Origin of the sequence: Acaryochloris sp. 'Moss Beach' (assembly GCF_021497025.1) — a bacterium.
In the GTDB taxonomy this organism is placed as follows: Bacteria; Cyanobacteriota; Cyanobacteriia; order Thermosynechococcales; family Thermosynechococcaceae; genus Acaryochloris; species Acaryochloris marina_A.
On record NZ_CP071718.1, the window covers coordinates 79,078 to 100,548 of the forward strand.

Consider the following 21,471-nt stretch of genomic DNA (forward strand, 5'->3'; position numbering starts at 1 on the left):
GGGCAAGCTTTAACTGATGTAAAGCGGCTATTCATCTCCAATTCAGAACAATCAGTTTGAGAAAGAAATATCAGAAGACAAGTCGGTGTTAGTGACTATTTTTTTATGTCAATCACTTGCCAGGATATATGAATAGTCTTTGGAATACTTTAAAAAATCTGTTTTCCCCAGAGCAATACATGCCTCACGGTCATTGTTACCTTTGGCAAACTCCTTTGGTAGGTCTACATGTAATCAGTGATTTACTAATTGCAGTGGCTTACTTTTCCATTCCTGTGATGTTGCTCTACTTCGTCTCCAAAAGGAGCGATGTCCCTTTTCAGAATATTTTTCTGTTGTTTGGAGCATTCATTGTTCTCTGTGGTACAGGCCATTTACTGGAAATTTGGACCTTATGGCACCCTGCCTACTGGCTGTCTGGGACTGAGCAAGCTATCACTGCTCTAGTCTCCTGCTATACAGCTACGGAAATGGCAACGTTACTTCCCAAATTCTTATCCTTGAAAACGCCAGAACAACTGGAAACAGTCAATCAAGCCTTACAAAAAGAAATTCAGGAACGCCAAAGAGCCGAAGTTGAACTCCGCAATCTCAATGATGGTTTAGAGACCCTTGTCCAAGAACGAACGGCTGAATTGAAAAAAGCTGCTGAACGAGAACATGCCCTCTCTGGGATCATTCAGCGCATGCGAAAGACCTTAGATATACAGACTATATTCGTCGATACGACTCAAGAATTAAAGCAGGTTATTGCTTGCGATCGGACTTTGGTATATCAGTTTAAATCCGATTGGAGCGGGACGTTAGTCGCTGAGTCGGTGAGCCAGAATAGCCCCTCCATCATGGCTCTTAAAGCTGCTCATCCGGGAGCTAAGACTGTAGAGATTTCTCCCCCAAAGGGCCTAAAACAAATACTGAGTCAAACCTATCTTTACGAATTTGCCTTGGGAGACCCCAGTCAAGAAGTGCGTTGTCGAACGATCACAGATGTCAATGAGTTTGGATTTGATCCTTATACTTGGAGTTTAGACTAATAGCTCCTTTTAAGAAAAAGAAAAGACAGTCAGTTTGAAGCAACCGACTGCCCAATGATTAAAGCTGAAGATTGAACCTCTCAACAGCTTTATCATGACTAGTCTGGACAAACTAAAGAACTTTCGCCAGTCAATCTACTACCGATTAGGGAATGCGAAGGATGCTTTATTCGACTTGATGGATGCAGTACTTACCACTCGCAGCATCAGTTCATTTGTAGAGCTGTCCCTCAGTCCCCTGTTTCGCCGCAAATGGCCGAGTATTTATAAAGCCCTTCAAGATGCCGATCCTTCTCGTCAACTCTTGATGGAGGCATATGCCAAGGAGATTCCCCCCTCAGAGCTGATCGTCTTAGCGGGAGACCATACGGCCTGGCCACGGATTTATGCTAAGACTCTGCGTGAACGCACGTATGAACACCAACCTCAACCGCTAAGTGGTGTGAAACCCATCACCCTTGGCCAAGGGTACAGCAGCATAGCCTGGATTCCTGAAGCCCAAGGGAGTTGGGCATTACCTTTAGTGCATGAACGCATCACCAGTTTTGAAACGCCACTGGAGAAAGCCGCTACTCAACTGCGGCAAGTGTGTCTCCAACTGACGGGTCTGATTCTCTTTTTGGCAGATAGTGAGTATGGGTGTGCCCCCCCTTTCTCAAACAGAGTGCAGATATACTCTGTGACCAACTCTTGCGATTACGTCCCAACCGAGTCCTCTATCAGGAACCTCCTCCATATCAGGGCAAAGGTCGACCCCGAAAACATGGTGCTAAATTCGCCCTCAAAGCTCCAGATACGTGGCATGAACCTCAAGAGCAGCTGATGTTCGAGGACAATGAGCTGGGACGAGTGCGAGTGAGGTGCTGGACATCTCTGCATTTCAAGCAGGCAGCAGAACATCCGTTTTCAGTCATTTTAATAGAGCGATTGGATGCTCCATCCTCAAAACCGTTGTGGCTCGTTTGGATTTCCAAACAGCATCTGAGCGTGACTCAATTGTGGCGTCAGTATCTCCGTCGATTTGCCCTGGAGCATTGGTATCGGTTTGTTCGTCAACGTCTACATTGGACCGTCCCGCAACTGTCCACAGCGGAGCAAATGGAAGCCTGGTCTGACCTGATGCCAGTGCTTACCTGGCAACTATGGCTGGCTCGTACCATCGTTAAAGATACGCCACTACCCTGGCAAAAAAGGTTGACCTCATTGTCTCCAGGACGGGTTGCTGACTCTATTACTGCACTTTTAGCTAGGGTTGGTTCCCCTGCAACTGACCCCAAACCTCGTGGAAAGTCGCCGGGGTGGACAACAGGTAGAAAAAGAACTCAGCGACCTCGCTATCCAACTGTAAGGAAAAGAGCATCTAAGCCCAAAAAGAAGGAGAAGGTAGCAGCCTAATCTACCGATTTAACTCCCACCACCTGCATTCACGTCAGTACTTCTCTTGCGTGATAATTTCTGCTGAAGGTACTTTTTTTAGTCTAAATTCCAATTATACCCTTAAAGTCTTAAAGCGATTAAACATCGGATCTTATCTCGTGGTTCCCATTGTCGATGGTACGCATTTATGGGGATTACTTATGGCGACTCAAGATGCTGCTCCTTTCCATTGGGACTCATCAGCGACCCAAATCATGACTCAGGTGGGGACCCAATTAGGGGTAGCAGTACAGCAAGCTGAGCTATTAGCCCATTCGCAAAAACAAACTAAAGCACTCAAAGCTGCGAAAGAGGAGGCAGAAAGGGCTAATAGCTCAAAAAGCGATTTCTTAAGCCATATGAGCCATGAACTCCGTACCCCTCTTAATGCCATCTTAGGCTATGCCCAGCTGATGCAGCGCTCTCAACACCTAGGGGCGCAGGATACCAAGTACGTTAATACGATTAACCGCAGTGGGAAACACCTTCTAGCATTAATTAATGATGTGTTGGAAATGGCCAAAATTGAGGCAGGTCAACTCCATCTCACGCCTATCAGCTTTGACCTATACAACTTGCTCATCGAGTTGGAAGAGCTGTTTAGCCTCAAAGCCTCAAGCAAGCAGCTGCAACTCTATTTTCATGGACAAGCCCTTGTCCCTCGATATATCAAGGCGGATCAAGGTAAGCTCCGTCAAGTGTTGATTAACATTCTGGGTAATGCCATCAAATTTACTCAAAAGGGGCAGATCGACTTATATGTTTCTGTAGACGCTCAGACTTTGACGTTTGCTATCAGCGATACAGGTCCTGGAATAGATTCTAAAAGCCTGGATAAACTCTTTCTTGCATTTGAGCAGGGTGATATTGGCTTGGAATCAAGAGAAGGTACGGGCTTAGGACTCAGTATTAGCAAGAAGTTTGTACGACTGATGGGAGGGGATCTCTCCGTCAATAGCCAAAAAAGGACAAGGCTCTACATTCGTCTTTCATATTCCCTTAGTGATTGCCAATGGTATGCCGACAGACACTGACAGTGAAGCGATGGTTCAGCCTGTTTGTGTGGCCCCCAATCAACCTGAATTTCGCCTTCTTGTTGCTGATGATGAGCAAACGAATCGAGCTCCCCTCGTTGATTTCCTATGTTTGATGGGCTTCTCAGTGCGAGAAGCCAAGAATGGTCGAGAAGCGATAAAAATCTGGCAAGAGTGGCAGCCCCATTTGATATGGATGGATATACGTATGCCTGAAATGGATGGCTACCAGGCAACACAACACATTAAGGCGACTTCTCAAGGGAAGGAGACTGTTGTGATTGCCCTGACAGCAAGTGTATTTGAAGAAAACAAACAAAAAATATTTGATGCAGGATGTGATGATTTTGTACGCAAACCCTTTCAACAAAATGAACTGATACAGAAAATCGCAGCCCATCTTGGAGTGAAATATATAACAGAAGACTCTCTTCAAAATCACGATACCCAGAATAAAGACCAACCCCATAATCATGGAAATCTTGATCCAGAGAGCTTAAGGATCATGCCACCAGATTGGATAAAGGGCATCGGTCAAAGAGCGAGTCAAGGAAACGATGTCCTCCTTTTACAACTCATTGAGCAAATCCCTTCAGAGCATCAATCTTTAGCCATAGCTTTGACCAACTGGGTTGAGAATTATCAATTCGAGAAAATCGTTCAGTTGATGGACGCTTTGATGGAATGATGCAACCAAATTTGACCCATCGCACTTTAAAACCAACCATGAATGAACTCCATACTAATCTGAATATGGATCTCTCCAGTCCAGCCACCCAATTACTTCCCAGTGAGATTCTGATTGTCGACGACACGTTAGAAAATCTGCGGTTGCTCTCTAGCATGTTGTCTATTCAGGGCTATTCTGTTCGAAAAGCAACGGGTGGTGAAATGGCGTTAAACTCTGTAGACTCTCTCCTACCCGATTTAATCCTATTAGATATCCTCATGCCAGATCTAAATGGGTATGAAGTTTGTGTTCAACTAAAACGGAATCCCCAAACAGCAAATATTCCCATTATTTTCCTTAGTGCTTTAGACGATCCCTTAGATAAAGTCAAAGCCTTTGATGTGGGAGGGGTAGACTATCTCACAAAACCTTTTCAAGTTGAAGAAGTATTAGCACGGGTGCATAATCAGCTTTTATTAAAATCAGCTCAAGAAAAAATCCTGGGTTTGAATAACCAACTCCAAGAATGGGTCATTGAGCAGAATAGTAAATTGAAACTTTCGAACACCCGCTTATTAGAAACAAGTCATTATGACCTACTCACAAATATCCCCAATAGAGCTTCATTCTTGAAGCGTTTGGAACAGTCTCTATTTTTAGCCAAGATGGATAAATCTTATAAATTCGCCGTGCTCTATATCGATTGCGATCGGGCGTAAGCAAAGGATCGGGGATGCATGGCTCAAAGAAAAACGGGTCAAGGACAATAGATCCTGTACCCGAACCAAAAAACTATCATGCCCCCTACCATCGCAATTGCTAACCGTGCTAGCCCATGACGAATTTCTAGAACAAACTGAAGCACTCAAAGTATCAACCAGCCTGAGTCAGATGGTTTATATCGTTCTGCAAATGGGCTTGTTTCTAGCTCGCTGTCTTCTGGAGGATGAACTCTCAAGGCGCGCGAAAGCAGTATTTGTATGGCCTGTATGTACTACCTGCGGAACCCGCTTACATTCGAAGGGATGGGAATCTCGTCAGATGCAGACACTGGTAGGCACTATCTCTTGAAAGCGACGGGTGGGCCGTTGTCCCAAAGGATGTCCAGGCAGTCTGTTGACTCCCCTGGATCAAGCCATTGGGATTCCCCCTATCAGCACAGCAGCGAAGAACTGGTGCGTCTGGGCTGCTTGTTGAGTCTGTTCATGCCCTATGAACTGGCCAGTTGGATGCTGGGTCAGTGGAGTGGTCTATCCGTGAGTCCATCCAGTTTGTGGAACTGGGTGCAATCCGTGGGTAACAAAGCTCAGCAGGAATTAGAAGCTCAACTCAACGCTCAATCATCAGGGACTCAGGCCCCTTGTGAAGCGATTTCAGAGATGTTATCTGCTCTACCTTTGGCCATTGCCGCCGATGGTGTGATGGTCCCCTTTCGCCCCACCCCGAACTCACCCAAGGGAAAAATCCAGTGGCGAGAAGTCAAAGTCGCCATCTTAGCTCGCCTGGGAACACGGGTTACCCGAGCTAAAAAGGAGGTCCCCCAATTACTGCGTCGAAGACTGGTGGCAGTATTGGGCGATATCGACCAGTTCATCCCTTTACTTCAACTCGAAGCTCACAAACAAGACTTTGAATCTGCTCCAAAAGTCATCTGGCTCAGTGATGGGGGACGAGGCTTCTGGCGAGTCTATCGCACCTTGTTCTCTCATTGTGCTGTGGCAGTCCTCGACTTTTTTCATTCAGCAGGCCATCTGGCACGAGCAACTAAAGCGATGTTTGGAGATGCCCGCTCTGCTCAAGCCCAAGCCTGGTTCCGGCACTGGCGACACCAATTGCGACACGGGCAACACCTACTTGTATTACGGTCCTTGACGATATTGATTCACTCACAACTGTTAACGGGAAAGTCTTTTTCAACGTTGCTCCAGGTGCAGGCTTATTTCCAACGCCATCATCACCACATCCGTTATCGGCACTTTGAACAGCAACAGATTCCTCTCGGGTCAGGAATGGTTGAAAGTGCATGCAAGTGGTTGATTCAGCAGCGCTTTAAGGGAGTTGGCATGCGCTGGAGTGAGGATGGTTTCAACCATTTACTGATCTTGAGAATTGCCTGGGTCAATGAACGGTTTGACTCCTTATTCCCAGAGGTGACCATTCCGAAAACTAAGGCATCCCCGATCCGCTAAATACGCCCATTGCGATCACTTTAGAGAGGTTAATTACTCTTTTGGCTACTGTGTTGGGGATGAACTATTGAAACAATTAGCTGTAAAGCTACAGGAGGTAATCAATCCCGACGATATGTTAGCTCGTTTAGGAGGAGATCAATTTGCTATTCTTTTTAGCAAATTAACAGATGAAAAACAGGTAGATTTATTTGTGGAGAAAGTGTTATTTTGCCTTGAACAGCCTTTTGCAATTCAAGATCATGAAATCACTATCACAGGTAGCATTGGTGTTGGCTATGGTCAGGCAGCTGATGATGTGGTTGATATTACTTTGAAAAATGCTGAAATTGCTATGCAAAAAGCTAGAGAAAGACGTTAAAAAATAACTTTTTATGACGACAAAAGAGGACAAGAGCCCTTTTTTTACTGAGAATTAATCAAAAGAATCAAAACTGTTGATATATAGAAGGTATTTCGCATAAGCCCCGAAAAGAATCTATGCAAAAAACACCCAAGATCTAAAAACTCCAGATCTCATCTTGGATGAGGTTTAGGAAGCCATTTAGGATCAATCTTAGTTTCTTCAAAAAACAATAGCACCGAATAGTTCGGCACGTCTGAGGTTGACATTCGTGAAATCAGTATTGAAGAGGTGGGCACCAAAAAGGTTGGCACCAACGAGGTTCGCATTGTTCAGTTTTGCACTGCTTAGTTTTGCACGGGTGAGGTTCGCATCGTTGAGCTTTGCATCGCTAAGGTCGGCACTGCGGAGATCGGCACCGTTGAGTTTTGCACTGCTTAGTTTTGCATTGTGGAGGTCGGCACTGTGGAGATTGGCACCGCTGAGGTCAGCACCACTGAGATTTATCTCCTGATTAGGATTTTTCTCACGCCACTGGTTCCAAGCATCTGGCCCTCTCCGCAAAATCTCAAGTAAGTCGAAATCCCCAGAACCAAACCTGAGTAAAGCCCTAACCATGTCTTTCTACCTTCAGAAATCATTGTTCACCAAATACCCTTATTTCTCAATATAAACCCCACCCTATAGAACGCTCCCTGCTGACCCATCTGAATCTCCTAGGCATCTCTCCCTAACCCCTAAACTGTTCAAATGGCGTCAGCACATTCACCCAAATAAGTTGCTTGGTTGGCGACACAGCTTAGAAAAATCCCACCTGTAAATTATTCCGGGTTCACTTACTCTGCATTGGTTTGAGGGAGCCAGAGCTGCTGCTATTGGCCATTTAGTTCCGCAGTTCTCAGTACAGTTAAGGCGCGAGTTACTCGTTCAGACTAGCTTATCCCCTTATTCTTCTGGCGAAACTTGCTGGTAAGACATTGCCGTAGTCATCACTGGTTAGTGTCCCGATTTATTCGCCACGGTTTTTGAGCCGATCATGCTTGGCATGATCCCTACGAAAAACGAGGAAGAGAATTGCTAAACAGCTCTCTTCATTAGGGAAAGCACCAATTTCATCCGCCTTGGTTCGGAATTCCCGGAACAACCGCTCGAGTGCATTTGAGGTTCGAATGAGTGAGTGAAGAGATGCATCAAAATCATAGAAGTTCAAAGTCAGGGCACAATCGTTGATAAAGGTTCTGACGGCGTCAGGTTCGATGTCTGTCCACTTTTTTCTCAAACACCAGAAATGAAATAACTGCCCCTTCCCAGGTGGGCGCTTTATAGATGGCGTAGGCATCATGTTGAATTTGTGCATACCGCTGTTTCTTAGCTTCAGGCAGTGAAAGCTCTTGTCCTTGCGCATCCAGGTACGACAATTGCCCATAGCCTAAATGCCGCAGCATGGCTCGAACCTTGTGGGTAATGCAGCGTTGATGTTGTGCGAGGGGAAACAGAGCACGAATCACCTTAGGCAACCCAGTCGTACCATCACTCACAATCAATTTCACCGAATAGGGTTGCAATCCCCGTTGCCACAGATGCGCAAAGAATAGTGACCAAGCTGCCTCCGATTCTTGCGTCGCCATTTCATAATGAAGCACCGTTTGGGTGCCATCGGGCCACACTGCCATAGCGACTAGAATGACTCGGTCTTCCGCATGGCGTAGTTTCCGGATATGCCCAGCTTGATCTTCCCAAAAGTCTTCTGAGGAACACTGAACACTAGCCCAAACACCATCGACAATCAGAATAGGAGGGGTTTCCTCAAGACGAGTCTGACGGCTTTGGAACATTTGCTTCTGAGCTTTTAGCGTAATTCGGTTAATGGCATTAACGGATAAGACTGCTCCTAGAATCTCATAGAGAGCTTCTTGCAGATCCCGAAGCGATAAACCCATGACGTACAAGCCGAGGCAAAAAATCGAGGAGACTGCCAAGGGCACGTTGATAACGTTCTAAAATCTGCCACTCTCGGTCTGCGTTCCCTTTACGTAGTTTAGGGACAGACAGTTGAGGAATCCTACCATACTGCGTATCTAGAACCCGTTGATAATAACCTGAGCGCCGAGGTCGAGTCCCTTGAAGTTGGGATAGATAGGCTTGAACTTCTTCGTCTAGTGCTGCCTCTATTATTTTCTGGGTGACTTGGCTTGCTTCCAGGCGTAGGGTTGCTTCCAGGGCTTCGTTAATAGAGGCATAGGAGCTTTGGGATTGGATGCGGATAATCTGTTGTTCGCGCTGGGCAATGTTCATCAAGAAATGCTCTGAAGTCACTATTAATACAGCATTTCAGGAATTTCAACTCATGGCGAATAAATCGGGACACTACGCATCACTGAGTACAATTTTGACTTTGACAAAAAGAGATGCCTTCCAATCTGAGTGGAGTGAAACCATTGTAAAACCTCCAAAACTCAGGCTTGGCAAGTTAACCCGGAAACATTTACAGGTGGAAAATTTTCGATAGCGGTATTGGTTTACCCGCTAACCTGAACGTTGCAAGATCCCACACTTTGGGCTTACGGATGCTTAACACCTTAACAAAACAGATTTCAGGTACCATAACTGTCAAGCGAGAGGCTGGAACGTCATTTGAAATTTGTTTTCCCCAATCCCGTTAATTCCCCCCTACTGGCAGTCGTACAGTAAAGGTGGTTCCGACCTTTTCTTGACTAGTGAGTGAGATTTCACCCCCCATGCAAATCAACAGAACGTTTCACGATAGCCAACCCCAATCCTGTCCCTGAAATATTGCCAACATTGCTGGCCCGATTAAAGGAATTAAAAAACGCGATCACACTCCGTTTGGGGAATCCCTAAACCATGATCTTGGACATTGAAGATTGCATAGTCATTTTCAAAGGCCAAACCAAAATCTATTCGTCCTCCTTGGGGGGGGAGTATTTAATTGCATTAGAGAGTAAATTCGTAAAGATATGCCGAAGCAATTTCTCATCCATATGTAGTTCTGTAGTTTGTTCTTGCAACTGGCATACAATCTCATGAGTATTCGTAGTAATCTGCAGCTCTTCTACTAGACCTCTGCAAAAATCTGTTAGGTGCATGTGGATGGGTTTTAAAGGCGAGATTCCCTGATTCTGCTTTACCCAGTAGAAGCACATCATTTAACAGGCCTGTCATATGTTCTACAGATTGTTGAATTTGTTTCAAGTGCTTGAGCTTCCGAGTATCGTCCCACTTGTGGCCATAATGCTCCAACAGCTCCGCCGAAGACAAAATAGTTGCCAAGGGGGTTCTAAACTCATGGGAGGTCATAGCGACAAAGCGAGACTTGAGTTCGTTGAGTTCCCGTTCCTTGGTCAGGGCTGTGCGGATATCGTCTTCAGCCCGTTTGCGGTCAGTGATATCGCGAATTACAGCCATCACTTCATTCTCGGCACTCACTACAATCCGAGCTTCAAAAAAGCAAAGGTTACTCTCAGACTCCAGTTGATATTCGAGTAGCTGCATCTCCTTAGTGGTAAATGCTGCTTGAATACAGTCAAAAAACGGTTGTGCCGTGTCTTGGCAAAAGATCCTTTCTAGGGACTGACCTAAAAAATCTTCAGTTGGAAGGGGGAACTTGGTGTTCAAGGCATCTTTATAATTGACGAAAATACCATCCCTATTAATGCGAAACATCCAATCGGGCATTGCATTGATCAAGGCCCGATTAGTGGCAACACTCGATTGCAAAGCTGTTTCGGCACGCTCACGTTCACCAATTTCGCTTCTTAATTGCTCATTACTCTGCTTGAGCTCAGCTGTTCGTTGTTGCACTCTTAACTCAAGTTCGCTATGTGCCTGCTGTAAGTCTGCTTCAACTTGCTTGTGATAGCTGATATCTCGACCTTCGAAAATCAGCAACACGACAACACCGAGTTCATCACGGACGGGCTTTAAAGAAAAATCGATGGTTGTCACCTTGTCCTTGGCTCCAAGTACATCCACCTCATACCGAACGAACTTTCCCTTAGCCGCCTCCAATACAGCATTCTGGAGCCGACTTTGAGTCTCTGTTGAATTGGTCCACCATCGAGTTTCCCAGAGTGGACAATTGATCACATTTTCTAAATGGAGACCACCAAACTCCAGAGCAGTTTGATTAGCCTCCAACAAAATACCATTAGGCTTCAAAAGACCTGAGAACTGAAAGGTTTGATTGAAAATAGCCCGAAATCGGCGCTCACTATCATTCAAAGCCGCTTCCGTTAACTTTCGTTCTGTAATATCAACGATATAACTTCGAATCAGATCACTCTCAGCAATAAAGTGAACGGATTGCTCAAAAACTTGGGTTCCTATTTCTACTTCTCTAACAAAAAAACTTTTCATGATCCTTGGCAATTAATGTGACTAACCCCTCCAATATTGGGTGTTTAGATTGAAGATCCCGTAGTTGAGGGAATTGGGCTACGGCAGCGGGATTTAAATAAGTAGTTTTGCCTTTTAAGTTAATTTCGATGATGGGGGTTAGAAAAGAGCTCTGGGAAAGATGCTAAACGGACAATAGCAGCCTCATTAAAGCTAGCAAGTACCTCACCTGATTGCGTTAAGGTCTGCATTGGATTATGAAGATTAGACAAAAAGCCCGTGACTTCATCAGCAGCACAAGACTCTAGAAAATGCACATCAGCGATATTGTTCGTCATGTAATATCTGGCCCGCACATCCTCGCCAAAAATGACTTCATCACCATGATTCAAATCATGTGTGGTACAAGTATGGTCATTAACTTTCAAACCATTCTTACTGCGTTTACCTTGGAGGTTTCCATCAATCAAGCGAAACATGTGGCTATCGGTATCAGGCATCGTGACCCTCATCAGTAAAGCATGCTGACGAGATGCTGATGGTGATTGAATCACAATCGAGTTGCTGGGATCTCGGCCAATAGAACAAGTCGTTTCCAGTAGTGGAATTGTACGCTTCCCTAATTCATCTTCAATAACAAGAAAATGCTGAACTTTTTGTAGAAGATGTTGTCCCAATCATCGATGCACTAAATTAGTTCCATCTAAACTACTTCTTATTAATATGCCCGTTATAGAAAACAACTAACTTCCAGTATCTACCTAAATTAAACGACAATCGAATGAAGTAAAGAACATTTTCGGCAAATCTATTTCATTGCCTCCAAGCAATAATGCAATTATATTTCTTATGTGAATAAAAAAAATTAACAGAAAACATCTCTTCTTGATGTTAGTTAATTGACGAACATTAAATTTAAATAGAGTTTTTTATAGGCTAGGTATTTGTAGCTTATACCAAGCTGTGCCTGAAGGTGTAACTCTCAAACTCGTGAAACCCAATACTGAGTTGGGTTAGCAAATAATTAAAATTACACTCTTAGGTGCTAATTGGTATCAAGTCAATTCTTATTAGTTATTGAGGTTAATTTTAGGACTAAGAATATAAGATACTTAGCATGATTAGTAAAGCATCAATTTATTGAATAACAGTAGCAAATAGCACAGAAGATCTTAACTGAATCTTTACTTCGTCATTAGTTGTATTTTCTGTTAATTTTCAATTCACTATAGATATGCAGACATTATTCTGAGAGATGAGAAAACATTATGGAATTAACAAATTTTTTTTGAGTTCATACTTTAATATGCATGTGCCATTGTCTAAAAAGAATAGGGGAGTAAGGCGATGCAGATTGGTGATACCCGGATTTTGATGATTGAAGATGATAAACAAGATGTTGAAATCATCAAAGAATTACTGGAGGGCCGTCACAGTTTTTCCGCTACTCTTGAACATAGGAAGACATTGGCAGAAGGGATAGCTCGACTTCACCATCATCCTGCCTTCGACCTCATACTCCTTGATCTATCTTTAACTGATGCCCATGGCCTAGAAGCATTTCAACAAATTCAGCTGACCTTCCCTGAAATGCCTCTGATTATTCTCAGTGGCAATCTGGACCCATTGCAAGCACTTCACCTATTGCAGCATGGAGCACAAGATTGTCTATTCAAAGGACATTTTGACGCCACTGTATTATGTTGTTCAATTCAATTCGCTCTAGAACGACAAAATTTACGCTCAGAATTGAGAGAGAAGAACGAATCTTTGAAAAAATCTCCAAAGAGTTAACAATAGCAAACCGTAAACTTGAAAATATTGCTGTAATAGACAGCTTGACTAAGATTAGCAACCGACGTCGATTTGACACAGTATTTATGTCTGAGTGGGTCCGATTAATGCGGGAAGGGCAACCCCTTTCTTTAATCCTATGCGATGTCGATCACTTTAAGGCCTATAACGATACCTATGGTCACCCGGCTGGAGATCACTGTTTACAGCAAGTAGCCCATGCTATTAAGACAGTTGCCAAGCGGCCAGCAGACTGTGTGGCTCGGTATGGTGGGGAAGAATTTGCAGTAGTGTTACCTAACACAGATCAATCGGGGGCTGTCCATGTTGCAGAGGCCATCAGAGCAGAAATTGAAGCACTCCATATTCCTCATATATCTTCCTCAGTGGGTCATTGGATTAGTCTCAGTCTAGGGGTAGCCAGTGTTATTCCAAAGAAAGAAATCGCTCCCTCTCAATTAATTGAACTGGCAGATCAATCTCTATATATGGCCAAGGAACAAGGTCGCAATTGCCTTCACTTTTTTCCAACCTATTCAGATGTAGATCTTCAATCTAGTCTAGTTGTAAAAAATTGTATTTAGTCTAAGATTTTTTTAAACTCATAGAAAGACTTCTGTCAGGTAACGACAAGCATAAATCTATTGCGATGTATAAGTTATAAATAGCACAAAATAATCCATTAAATAGCTGCACTTAAGCAACAGTAAAGGCTTTCATACTATTCATATGTATACTTTGTATAGAGCTTATCAGTACTGAATTATATATTAATTAAAAATTTATTTTGCCGTATTATTACGGATGAAAAAAATAATAGTCAAATATTATGATGGCTATAGATACATTGAACAGACAAGTAATATCCTATTCTAATCTTTACTAGAATAAATATAACTCTGATGATAATAGTCAAAGTATCTTACTCCTAAAAATTCATATTTCTAGCATTTATTCATTTATTTCACTTATGTCATAACATAAAGTAGCTTCTCCAAATATGCGAGAGCATCTATCTATTGAAATCCTACAGAACGGACATCTATGGTCGATTGTGAATCATCAACAAACAGGTGTTATTCTCCAAAAGAAATACTATGCAGAGTACATTGGCCCTGGTGCAGCTATTGGAGGTCCATTTGACCCAGAATGTATCAGTATCCATGTATTAGGAGCAGTTGAATATGAAATTCCTAAAACTGACGAGATGCGCTTCAGTGCTTTTCAGAATCGGATAAAGAACATTGAACAATTAAAGGAAATCTGTGAGATCAGCTCCCCCCCTCAATAGGGGGAATCGCTATATTAGTAATGTTTAGCCAACAGTTCAGTCTGGAAGAGATCCAAAGAATTCCAAATAACTTGTTAGCAATGCTTGTTGGTGTTGCACCTTCCACTATTACTGCGGCTTGGAAGCAGTTCCTGGCAAACCAGAGGAATGCAGAAGTTCCACCTTCCGTCCAATCAACAGGGATGCTGCTAAACAACGTGGTTAGTTTTTTATGGATAAAAAAATTGATTGCTCTATTGATGTCTCACTTTTCATTGACGAAGGGAGAGTTCTTAGTAAGAAAAGAAATTACGTTAGGATTTGTTTGAGTGGTGTTGCTCGTTCATAACAATGTCCTTGAGCATAATCTATCCCTAATTCTGATAGTGCTTTAAGGGTGGAATATGATTCAACCTGCTCAGCAATTGTTTGCATCTTCATGACTTTGGCTACTTCCTGTATCGATGCCACGGCTCCCAGCATAAAGCGGGAAAAGACCTGAGTATTTCCAGATAGGATCGCACTCCTTTGTAGGTGAAATAGGAAAGAGTTCTGCGATTAGTCACAGAGAGCTGTATCGTACCTTTGCAAGTCAACAGAGGAAACGATGAGCCTGACAATACGAGAGCGCTGCCAAGCCGTCACTGATTGTCTGTTCGAACAGGGAGTAAAAGGGATTGCGAAAATTGCTGCTGCGACAGGTCTATCAAAAAGCAGTGTTCATCGTCATCAACAGGCTATCGCTCGGCGTAACCAATATCCAGAGTCACTATGGTGGGAAACCCAGACAGGGAGTCAATGGCTCAGGGTGATGGTCTTAGGAGTGGTGTACTATTTCGGCATCAAACATGGGGTGGGAGCTGAGAGTCTATCAGAATTTTTTACAGCGATTCACATAGATGCTCATGTGGGCGTTTCAGCCAGCTCCCTTCGGCTGTTGAAACGCAAGATGCGAGACGCGATTATCGCCTATGATGTTGCGCAACAAGAGCATTGCCAACCCACAGAAGGTCAGGGCATCTGTGTCGGTGGGGACGAAACCTTTTTTGGGTTGCCTATCTTAGTGATGTTGGAATTGGCTAGTGGCTTTATCTTCACAGAGGTGGAACGTCCCAACCGTACTTATGCCACCTGGCAAGCCCAGATTCAGCAGTGGTGGACCCGCTGTGGATGGCATTGTCATTTTATGGTGAGTGATGGTGCTCCAGCCCTGATTAAATTAGCTGTATCAGGCTTAGGCTGTGTCAGTGTTTCTGATTTATTCCATGCCCTGAGTGCCTTAGCCCAACCTATCGGCAGTGATATGGGTCGTCAAATCAGTCAGTTGAACAAAAAAGCGACTGTACTTCAACAGCAACTTCTCAACGTTCGAAGTGAGGCTAAACAGCAACAACTCCAACAATCAATAGCGGAGATTTCTGCTCAGCAGCAGTCTCTGGAGCAGGACAAGACGGCCTATCATCAAGTTCTTCATCGCCTTACCCAAGTCATTCATCCGTTTAATATCAAGACTTTGGAATGGCAACTGTTTGATGATCTATCGGCTGAGCTGAAGGCTCCCCTCGCCCAGATGTCTGCTCTAGCCAAAACCTATGGTGCTCAGAAAGGGAGTAAAGCTATTGACTCATTCCAACAACAGATTCCATCAATGGCTCAAGGGATTCATGCTTGGTGGCTATGGGTGACTCAAGCGCTAAAGGGAGTCACAGATGATCTTGATGTACAGAACTGGGTACTCATGTGCCTATTGCCCTGGGCTTATTGGCAACAGCAAACGGACAAAACCCGGAATCCTCTACTCAAGGCAGATTATCGAAAGGCGACTGAACAAGCTTATGACCAGTTGCTTAAGCACCCCATAACTCAACAGATGGACTCTCAAAAAAGCCAGGAGTGGGTAGACTGGGCGCAATGGATGAGTACGAAGTATCAACGAACTTCCTCCGCAGTTGAGGGACGGAATGGCTATCTATCCCGATTGCATCATGCAGCCCGAGGGTTCTCGGAAGAATCCTTGAAGGTACTCACCATCATCCACAATTTTGACCTCAAAAGAGCAGATGGCACTACCGCAGCACAACGGCTTTTTGGGCATCCTTTTCCTGATGTGTTTGAGTCAGTTATTAGCTCTATGGGGGAATTGCCAGTGGCACGTCAGTCTTCAAAAACAAAACGGCCTAACCCTTTAACCCAAGCTATTTTCCCGGCTTAAATTGATACCCGAGGGATGCCCCCTTCTATATGGCTGATCGTCCTAACATCCTTTTGCATTTAAGGAGATTTCATCATGCAAACCAAAGCGAGAATGCCGACCCGCATCAGGCTTAGAGACTGGTGCTTAGAAAAGAAGGCAGGAGTGTACCTGCTCAAAACACCACTGATGACTCACTGTTGTTCCTGCCGTCAGTATCGACTTGCGATCGCGGCTATGCCCACTGGCAACTCAGAGCGGTCAAAGTTCAAGTGGTTCTGTCCTCGTTGCGCTCAAAAGTTCGGCCTTTCGCCCACCCAAGAACTCCTGCGAAAGTTACCAACCATGAACACTCTGCGGGTACAGGAGCGTAGGGAAAGAATCAGTCAGTTTTCATCTAATCATTGGATTACCCAACAACTTTCAATGCAACAAGGCGATCACTGAGTTTTGACGGACACAAGTGATCGCCTCTAGTCAACCCCTACAAACAGAGGTCAATTTATCATGACACAAACTCAAACTGCCCAAACTAGCCAGAGTAACCCAGATCCCAGACCCCCCTCTAACACTTGATAAAGAATGGGCGTTAGTGGCCGATGTCCAGGCCCGGACCCAATTGCTCAAACGTAAAAAAGAGGGTCTGACACTCGCAGAGAAACGGATTTGCATCAGAGGCGAACGCGCGCTGAGGTTACTTATTAATGAGTGTCGCCCGGTTATTTGGGATAAAATCTATCGCTCCAACCTGTCCCACCGCATTCCAAGGGATGAAATGTACCAACTGGGGGTGATGTGTGTAGAGCGGGCAGCGAATAACCATAATCCTCATAAACCTGGAAGGCAAAGAAGTTTTAAGAACTGGGTGTCCTTTCAACTGAACCAACGCTTTATTAACTCTTTTAATAAAGAATTTAGATATCAGCGCAGAAACAAAGCCGCTTGCGACCAACAGATTCATAGCAACAGCACTAGCAATGGATATACCCCTCTCAAGTCGGCTTTTTATCAAGCTTTAAGAGAAAAGCTCGAACAGATTATTAATGATTCATTGCCTGAACACGAAGCCAAGTTGATGCATGACTATTATCTGGAGGACAAGGAATCTAAATACATTGCTGCCAGCCTGGGTATTAAACCTAAAACAGTCATGTGGCATATTAGGAAGTCCTGCAAACAGCTTCGAGAAAACCCACAACTCAAAGAGTTAGCCACGTTCGTTTTTTCTGCAGATCCTAGCTAGGAGCAATCCCTTGGTGTGGGTGGGTTATAGCCCACCCACTCTGCCTATTGTCTGGGCTAGTAGAAATAAACCTATCCACTGTGAGGATGATATGGAGACAAATAAATATCGAATACATGGCATATCGGTGGGGATTCAAAAAGCCGATGGATATGTGAATGCAACGAAAGCTTGTGAGGCGTATAAAGTGGCGACGGGGAAGCAAAAAATACCTGCACATTGGCTTGAAACGAAAAGAGCAAGAGCCTACATCGCTTATGTATCAGCCGTTACCGGAAAGACGATAACGGAACTTGTCATTACTCGCCAAGGTGGAATACCCGAAAAACAAGGCACCTGGATTCACCCTGACCTAGCTATTGCCTTTGGGACTTGGCTATCAGTCGAGTTTGAATACCAACTAACCCAATGGGTCAAAGAGTGGAAGCAAAGTCAACATCCTTCCGCTAAGGCCGAGCTTGAGCAGCCTAGCCCACATGAGATTGAGTCTGTGTTGGAAGCCGTCTTTGGAAGAGTCGCAGAACCTGCAAGACTCGCCATTGCAAAGTCAAGCGCAATCAAGCGGACCCATCCAGAATGGTCCGCGATGATGGGCGAAGGTCTGAACGCTTTACCCTCCCCCACCCCTAAAGAATAGAGTCTTTTAAAGAAAAATCGCTATGAATAAACCAAACCAATGCGGGAAATGCATCTACTTCAATCGCCAACACAAATGCTGTGGTGTTCGCCTGGAAGAAGAAGGTGCCCTTACCAGCTATATGCACCGAGAGCCAACCTCTGAAGCTTGCAAGGATTTCAATATCCCCGACTTACCCAAATTTATCCAAACCCAACAAACACAGAAGGAATTAGTCATGAGTAACGACGACCAGGACTGGCGGGCTTTGCCAGTGGTTCAAATTTATACGAAGGCTGGTGGGCTACGTGTTGCTGGAACCGTAGAGGGTCTGGGTAATCTTCTTTATGCCATAGGGATAGCACTGGGAAAAGGGACTGGGACAAGTGATCTATTACTATCCAATTCGGCTCGGTATACCCTGACCGTTCAGCGATTAGATTACGAGAGTGAATGGCAGGCTATTGCCTTACCTCCCCTGAATCGCACTCCAGCCAGTGATGAACCCATTGATTTGGATGACCTGGATATAGATTTCTGGGATGTCTTCTGATACACAATAATAATCGAAGTATTTTGGATATGAGAGGAAGCTACTCTCTAAATTATTCGGTAGAGAAAACAACTATGTAAGACATCAGGGAGCAAGAGATTAAAGTCTTCTACTTCCTGCAAGTTAAATGAATTTGAGTTAAGGATAAGGCGTTTTTCTTGCCATATTAATCTTGGAAGCGAACCCGAGATGTTTGCAGAGATTCAAATGTGGGCACACTTGACAAGGTAATGCATTTGCATTACCTTAAAGTATATCCGATTGGAGGAGTATTTATGTCTTCAGCACTAGCTCCACTTTCAAATTCTAAGCTCACTGGAAAATATCAAACGACTGTGCCAGGTCCTGTCCGTAACTTATTGGGGCTACAAAAAGGGGATTGGATCTATTACAGTGTCCTCCCTGACAATAGTGTTGTCATTTCAAAGAAAGAACCAATAGAGGATGATCCTGCAATTGGTAGTTTTCTAAAATTTATTGAAACAGATATGACAAATAATCCGCAACATATACAAGTGATAAGACCTGAGTTAGTGGAAAATATTCAGGCTTTAGTTGCTGGTGTTGAAATTGACCTAGACTCACCCCTATCTGATGAGGATGAATAAGGTTGGCTAGTAACCAACCGCTAGTTATTCATGGGTGGAATATTTTTGCTCATCCCCTTTTCCTTATGCAGGTAGAAAGCCTTTATGAAAAGGTACAAAGAATAGCTATCAAGGATCCTGGTGGATACCGCACAAAGAATTCTACAAAACGTTTAGCTGCTATATCGAAGCTAGCATTTGATGTTATCCCTCAGAATCCTGAAGCTCCTCAATATCGTCAAGGCAATACTCTTGGATCTGAGCATAAGCATTGGTTTAGGGCTAAATTCTATCAACAATATCGCTTATTCTTTCGTTACCATTCCAAGAGCAAGATCATTATTTACGCATGGGTCAACGATGAGAAGTGCAAGCGGGCATATGGTAGTAAAACAGATGCTTATCTAACATTCTTGAGAATGCTTGATAGTGGTCACCCTCCTGATAATTGGGGCATTTTACTTTCAGAAGCAAAATCCGAGACTCATCGCTTGGGTAAAGTTGCCCAAGGTTGGACTCAGAAACACTTTTGAAATTACATTGTTTTTCAGGTGTTCTAAGTTATCAAAAAGGCACATGCATCTCAGGTCCAGTCCATTCCTGAATTTCAGAGTCATCGATCATCTTCTGAATTTCCACAATTTGATACTCAAGGGCAGCAAGCTTATTGGCTAGACCCTCCTGCTGAATCTCTCGTGAGCAGGTTTCTGCCCGCTGTGCAGATTCCAGAGTGCATTTTGCTAGCGTTCTAAGACTGCAAAGGTGCCCCCCTAGATTGGTGACTACTAGATCGCGTTCAACGTTCGTTTGATGTGGGTGGGAATTATTCATACTCATAAGATTGCTTCCTAGTGACGTCGATGCTGAGAATTTTTCTTCTGTTGGTGAGATTTTTGCTGTTTAGCTCGTTCAATCGACTGACTTAAGCGTTGGGGAATGCCTTTGACGGCTTGCTTGTCAGCGTGGGTGGCTCGATTGCTGAATTGTCCGTTGTAATACAGGGGGACTTTCACCCCTTGCTTCTCCATTGAGATTAGCAGTGAACGGTCGGGTGTTCGTTGGAGGTCGAACTGTTTTCCAGTGAACTTAATGGTGCCATCCGACTGCTGAACACCTGCCTTATCTAACACTGTGGTTGCGGTTGCCGAAATAGATCGTGCCTGGGTAATGCTAACCTTAGTCCCATTAAATTGAATTGTGGGGTCTAGCTGTTGGGCGACAGTGGGTTCCACAACCTGAGATGTATTCTGGTATAAATCTAACTGCTTGAAGTCTCGCTGCATTGCTTGCAGGGTTTCATTAGAAAAAGGTTTTCCTGCCTGGAAGTCTGCGGCAACATCTGCAATGCTTGCGCGGTATGCGTCAGATTTACCAAGCTTCTGGGCTGTCCGATGCCATTGCTTCAATAAATTGAATGTTTCGATATCACGGGCAGTTGGCTCTGGTGTCTTAGGGGTGGGTGCCTTAGCTTCTTTGGCCTCGGACTCTTTCACTTCACTTGGGTCTGGGGGGTGGAGATAGATCTTGAGATGCATTGTCTATCTCTGCCTTTTCAACCTGGACCGTAGTGGCGACTTGCTTTAGATCAAGGGCAAAGGTGCCTAAGTCTTGCAACACCGCCATTAATTCTGGTGTAGGCTCACAAGGAACATACACCTCTTCCAAAGGATCTACGCCGTCTAGCCAGTCCAGGCTTCTGTCCATGCTACCTAGATCATCTAAGTTGCTCAGAGTTTCATCCTTGCCTTCAGATTGATCTTCTTTCTGCGATTGTTTTGGTGACTCGTCAGGATTTTCTGCTTCCTTAGCGATCGCCTGTTCATCATTTTTATACAGCCCCAGCTCTGTATTAATTTCTTTCTGGCGGGTTAATAGCTGTTCCAATTCAGCCTCATACTCGAACGGCTGAGTTGCTTCCTTCTCAACCACTTTCAGCTTAGCCTGCTGCTGAGCAAGACTCTCCTGGCTTGACTCCAGGTGCTCAGAGAGCTTGTTAAGGGTGTTGCCCAAAGTGCGAATTACCCCGGATGGTGTCTCTGCCCAATTCACCTCATGGGATAGCCCACTCTCCGATTGCAGTACCAACTTTGTATACCAGGAATCATTGTGAAGGGCGTAAGCAAAGGATCGGGGATGCATGGCTCAAAGAAAAACGGGTCAAGGACAATAGATCCT

General features: G+C 44.3%; 26 protein-coding genes and 3 pseudogenes. 18 read left to right on the forward strand and 11 right to left on the reverse strand.

What is annotated here, in order from left to right; all coding sequences use genetic code 11:
* Window positions 1-179: 179 nt before the first annotated feature.
* From HRE53_RS26885 to HRE53_RS26915, 7 genes and pseudogenes are all read left to right on the forward strand, one after another.
* Entirely contained in the window at window positions 180-1,034 is an 855-nt protein-coding gene (locus tag HRE53_RS26885) for a hypothetical protein (RefSeq protein WP_396133489.1), read from the forward strand.
* Between the two features lie 94 nt (window positions 1,035-1,128).
* A pseudogene (locus HRE53_RS26890) lies at window positions 1,129-2,429 on the forward strand (NF041680 family putative transposase).
* Window positions 2,430-2,479: 50 nt separating this feature from the next.
* Entirely contained in the window at window positions 2,480-3,484 is a 1,005-nt protein-coding gene (locus HRE53_RS26895) for a HAMP domain-containing sensor histidine kinase (RefSeq protein WP_255801526.1), read from the forward strand.
* Complete coding sequence (locus HRE53_RS26900) at window positions 3,468-4,172, forward strand: response regulator (protein ID WP_235111591.1); 705 nt, start codon at window positions 3,468-3,470, stop codon at window positions 4,170-4,172. Before HRE53_RS26895 ends, HRE53_RS26900 begins: the two co-directional genes overlap by 17 nt.
* A complete protein-coding gene (locus tag HRE53_RS26905) occupies window positions 4,169-4,873 on the forward strand; it encodes a response regulator (protein WP_235111592.1) in 705 nt (234 codons plus the stop codon). Before HRE53_RS26900 ends, HRE53_RS26905 begins: the two co-directional genes overlap by 4 nt.
* 97 nt (window positions 4,874-4,970) lie before the next feature.
* A pseudogene (locus HRE53_RS26910) lies at window positions 4,971-6,343 on the forward strand (ISKra4 family transposase).
* 16 nt (window positions 6,344-6,359) lie between these two features.
* Window positions 6,360-6,704 (forward strand): annotated as a pseudogene (locus tag HRE53_RS26915) (diguanylate cyclase domain-containing protein); the annotation flags it as partial.
* A 204-nt stretch (window positions 6,705-6,908) separates the two neighbouring features.
* Here the strand turns inward: HRE53_RS26915 and HRE53_RS26920 are convergent.
* From HRE53_RS26920 to HRE53_RS26940, 7 genes are all read right to left on the reverse strand, one after another.
* The gene (locus HRE53_RS26920; protein WP_235111595.1) at window positions 6,909-7,304 is read right to left on the reverse strand and encodes a pentapeptide repeat-containing protein; all 396 of its coding nucleotides are present in this window, start codon (window positions 7,302-7,304) and stop codon (window positions 6,909-6,911) included.
* 391 nt (window positions 7,305-7,695) lie between these two features.
* On the reverse strand, window positions 7,696-8,043 hold the full coding sequence (locus tag HRE53_RS34640) for a transposase (RefSeq protein WP_315876746.1): 348 nt from the start codon (window positions 8,041-8,043) through the stop codon (window positions 7,696-7,698).
* Window positions 7,934-8,626 (reverse strand): transposase, encoded by a 693-nt coding sequence (locus tag HRE53_RS26925; RefSeq protein ID WP_255801529.1) that lies wholly within the window; start codon window positions 8,624-8,626, stop codon window positions 7,934-7,936. Before HRE53_RS26925 ends, HRE53_RS34640 begins: the two co-directional genes overlap by 110 nt.
* On the reverse strand, window positions 8,586-8,981 hold the full coding sequence (locus HRE53_RS26930) for a transposase (protein ID WP_235111596.1): 396 nt from the start codon (window positions 8,979-8,981) through the stop codon (window positions 8,586-8,588). Before HRE53_RS26930 ends, HRE53_RS26925 begins: the two co-directional genes overlap by 41 nt.
* Window positions 8,982-9,415: 434 nt before the next feature.
* Entirely contained in the window at window positions 9,416-9,526 is a 111-nt protein-coding gene (locus HRE53_RS35310; protein WP_396133490.1) for a hypothetical protein, read from the reverse strand.
* A gap of 202 nt (window positions 9,527-9,728) precedes the next feature.
* Window positions 9,729-11,063 carry a PAS domain S-box protein gene (locus tag HRE53_RS26935; RefSeq protein ID WP_235111597.1) on the reverse strand — a complete coding sequence of 445 codons (1,335 nt, stop codon included), beginning with the start codon at window positions 11,061-11,063 and terminating at the stop codon, window positions 9,729-9,731.
* A gap of 119 nt (window positions 11,064-11,182) precedes the next feature.
* Entirely contained in the window at window positions 11,183-11,719 is a 537-nt protein-coding gene (locus HRE53_RS26940; protein ID WP_235111598.1) for an FHA domain-containing protein, read from the reverse strand.
* A gap of 670 nt (window positions 11,720-12,389) precedes the next feature.
* On the opposite strand from HRE53_RS26940, the gene HRE53_RS26945 reads away from it, so the two are divergent.
* The 4 genes from HRE53_RS26945 to HRE53_RS26960 all read left to right on the forward strand — a co-directional run bounded on the left by HRE53_RS26945 (window position 12,390) and on the right by HRE53_RS26960 (window position 14,435).
* Window positions 12,390-12,836: a response regulator gene (locus HRE53_RS26945; RefSeq protein WP_235111599.1), complete on the forward strand. Its 447-nt coding sequence runs from the start codon at window positions 12,390-12,392 to the stop codon at window positions 12,834-12,836.
* Window positions 12,743-13,420, forward strand: coding sequence for a diguanylate cyclase (locus tag HRE53_RS26950; protein ID WP_235111600.1), 678 nt, complete (start codon window positions 12,743-12,745; stop codon window positions 13,418-13,420). The genes HRE53_RS26945 and HRE53_RS26950 overlap by 94 nt, the downstream gene beginning before the upstream one ends.
* Before the next feature lie 416 nt (window positions 13,421-13,836).
* A complete protein-coding gene (locus HRE53_RS26955; RefSeq protein WP_235111601.1) occupies window positions 13,837-14,127 on the forward strand; it encodes a hypothetical protein in 291 nt (96 codons plus the stop codon).
* Between the two features lie 20 nt (window positions 14,128-14,147).
* Window positions 14,148-14,435, forward strand: coding sequence for a hypothetical protein (locus tag HRE53_RS26960; protein ID WP_235111603.1), 288 nt, complete (start codon window positions 14,148-14,150; stop codon window positions 14,433-14,435).
* On the opposite strand, the gene HRE53_RS26965 is transcribed toward HRE53_RS26960, so the two are convergent.
* Entirely contained in the window at window positions 14,416-14,589 is a 174-nt protein-coding gene (locus tag HRE53_RS26965) for an EAL domain-containing protein (RefSeq protein ID WP_235111605.1), read from the reverse strand. The genes HRE53_RS26960 and HRE53_RS26965 overlap by 20 nt on opposite strands.
* A gap of 124 nt (window positions 14,590-14,713) precedes the next feature.
* On the opposite strand from HRE53_RS26965, the gene HRE53_RS26970 reads away from it, so the two are divergent.
* From HRE53_RS26970 to HRE53_RS27000, 7 genes are all read left to right on the forward strand, one after another.
* Window positions 14,714-16,318, forward strand: a complete 1,605-nt coding sequence (locus HRE53_RS26970; RefSeq protein ID WP_235110408.1) for a DUF6399 domain-containing protein — start codon at window positions 14,714-14,716, stop codon at window positions 16,316-16,318.
* A 75-nt stretch (window positions 16,319-16,393) separates the two neighbouring features.
* The gene (locus HRE53_RS26975) at window positions 16,394-16,744 is read left to right on the forward strand and encodes a hypothetical protein (protein WP_235111607.1); all 351 of its coding nucleotides are present in this window, start codon (window positions 16,394-16,396) and stop codon (window positions 16,742-16,744) included.
* A 145-nt stretch (window positions 16,745-16,889) separates the two neighbouring features.
* The gene (locus tag HRE53_RS26980; protein ID WP_235111609.1) at window positions 16,890-17,540 is read left to right on the forward strand and encodes a sigma-70 family RNA polymerase sigma factor; all 651 of its coding nucleotides are present in this window, start codon (window positions 16,890-16,892) and stop codon (window positions 17,538-17,540) included.
* A gap of 91 nt (window positions 17,541-17,631) precedes the next feature.
* Window positions 17,632-18,177 carry a KilA-N domain-containing protein gene (locus HRE53_RS26985; protein WP_235111611.1) on the forward strand — a complete coding sequence of 182 codons (546 nt, stop codon included), beginning with the start codon at window positions 17,632-17,634 and terminating at the stop codon, window positions 18,175-18,177.
* A 22-nt stretch (window positions 18,178-18,199) separates the two neighbouring features.
* The gene (locus HRE53_RS26990) at window positions 18,200-18,709 is read left to right on the forward strand and encodes a hypothetical protein (RefSeq protein ID WP_235111612.1); all 510 of its coding nucleotides are present in this window, start codon (window positions 18,200-18,202) and stop codon (window positions 18,707-18,709) included.
* 275 nt (window positions 18,710-18,984) lie between these two features.
* A complete protein-coding gene (locus HRE53_RS26995; protein WP_235111618.1) occupies window positions 18,985-19,317 on the forward strand; it encodes a type II toxin-antitoxin system PrlF family antitoxin in 333 nt (110 codons plus the stop codon).
* 2 nt (window positions 19,318-19,319) lie between these two features.
* On the forward strand, window positions 19,320-19,829 hold the full coding sequence (locus HRE53_RS27000; RefSeq protein ID WP_235111620.1) for a type II toxin-antitoxin system YhaV family toxin: 510 nt from the start codon (window positions 19,320-19,322) through the stop codon (window positions 19,827-19,829).
* A 31-nt stretch (window positions 19,830-19,860) separates the two neighbouring features.
* Here the strand turns inward: HRE53_RS27000 and HRE53_RS27005 are convergent, their stop codons facing one another.
* From HRE53_RS27005 to HRE53_RS27015, 3 genes are read right to left on the reverse strand one after another with little or no spacing between them, the layout of a single operon-like run.
* A complete protein-coding gene (locus tag HRE53_RS27005) occupies window positions 19,861-20,133 on the reverse strand; it encodes a hypothetical protein (protein WP_235111621.1) in 273 nt (90 codons plus the stop codon).
* Between the two features lie 11 nt (window positions 20,134-20,144).
* Entirely contained in the window at window positions 20,145-20,831 is a 687-nt protein-coding gene (locus tag HRE53_RS27010; RefSeq protein ID WP_235111623.1) for a hypothetical protein, read from the reverse strand.
* Window positions 20,791-21,435, reverse strand: a complete 645-nt coding sequence (locus HRE53_RS27015; RefSeq protein WP_235111625.1) for a hypothetical protein — start codon at window positions 21,433-21,435, stop codon at window positions 20,791-20,793. The genes HRE53_RS27010 and HRE53_RS27015 overlap by 41 nt, the downstream gene beginning before the upstream one ends.
* Window positions 21,436-21,471 lie beyond the last annotated feature (36 nt).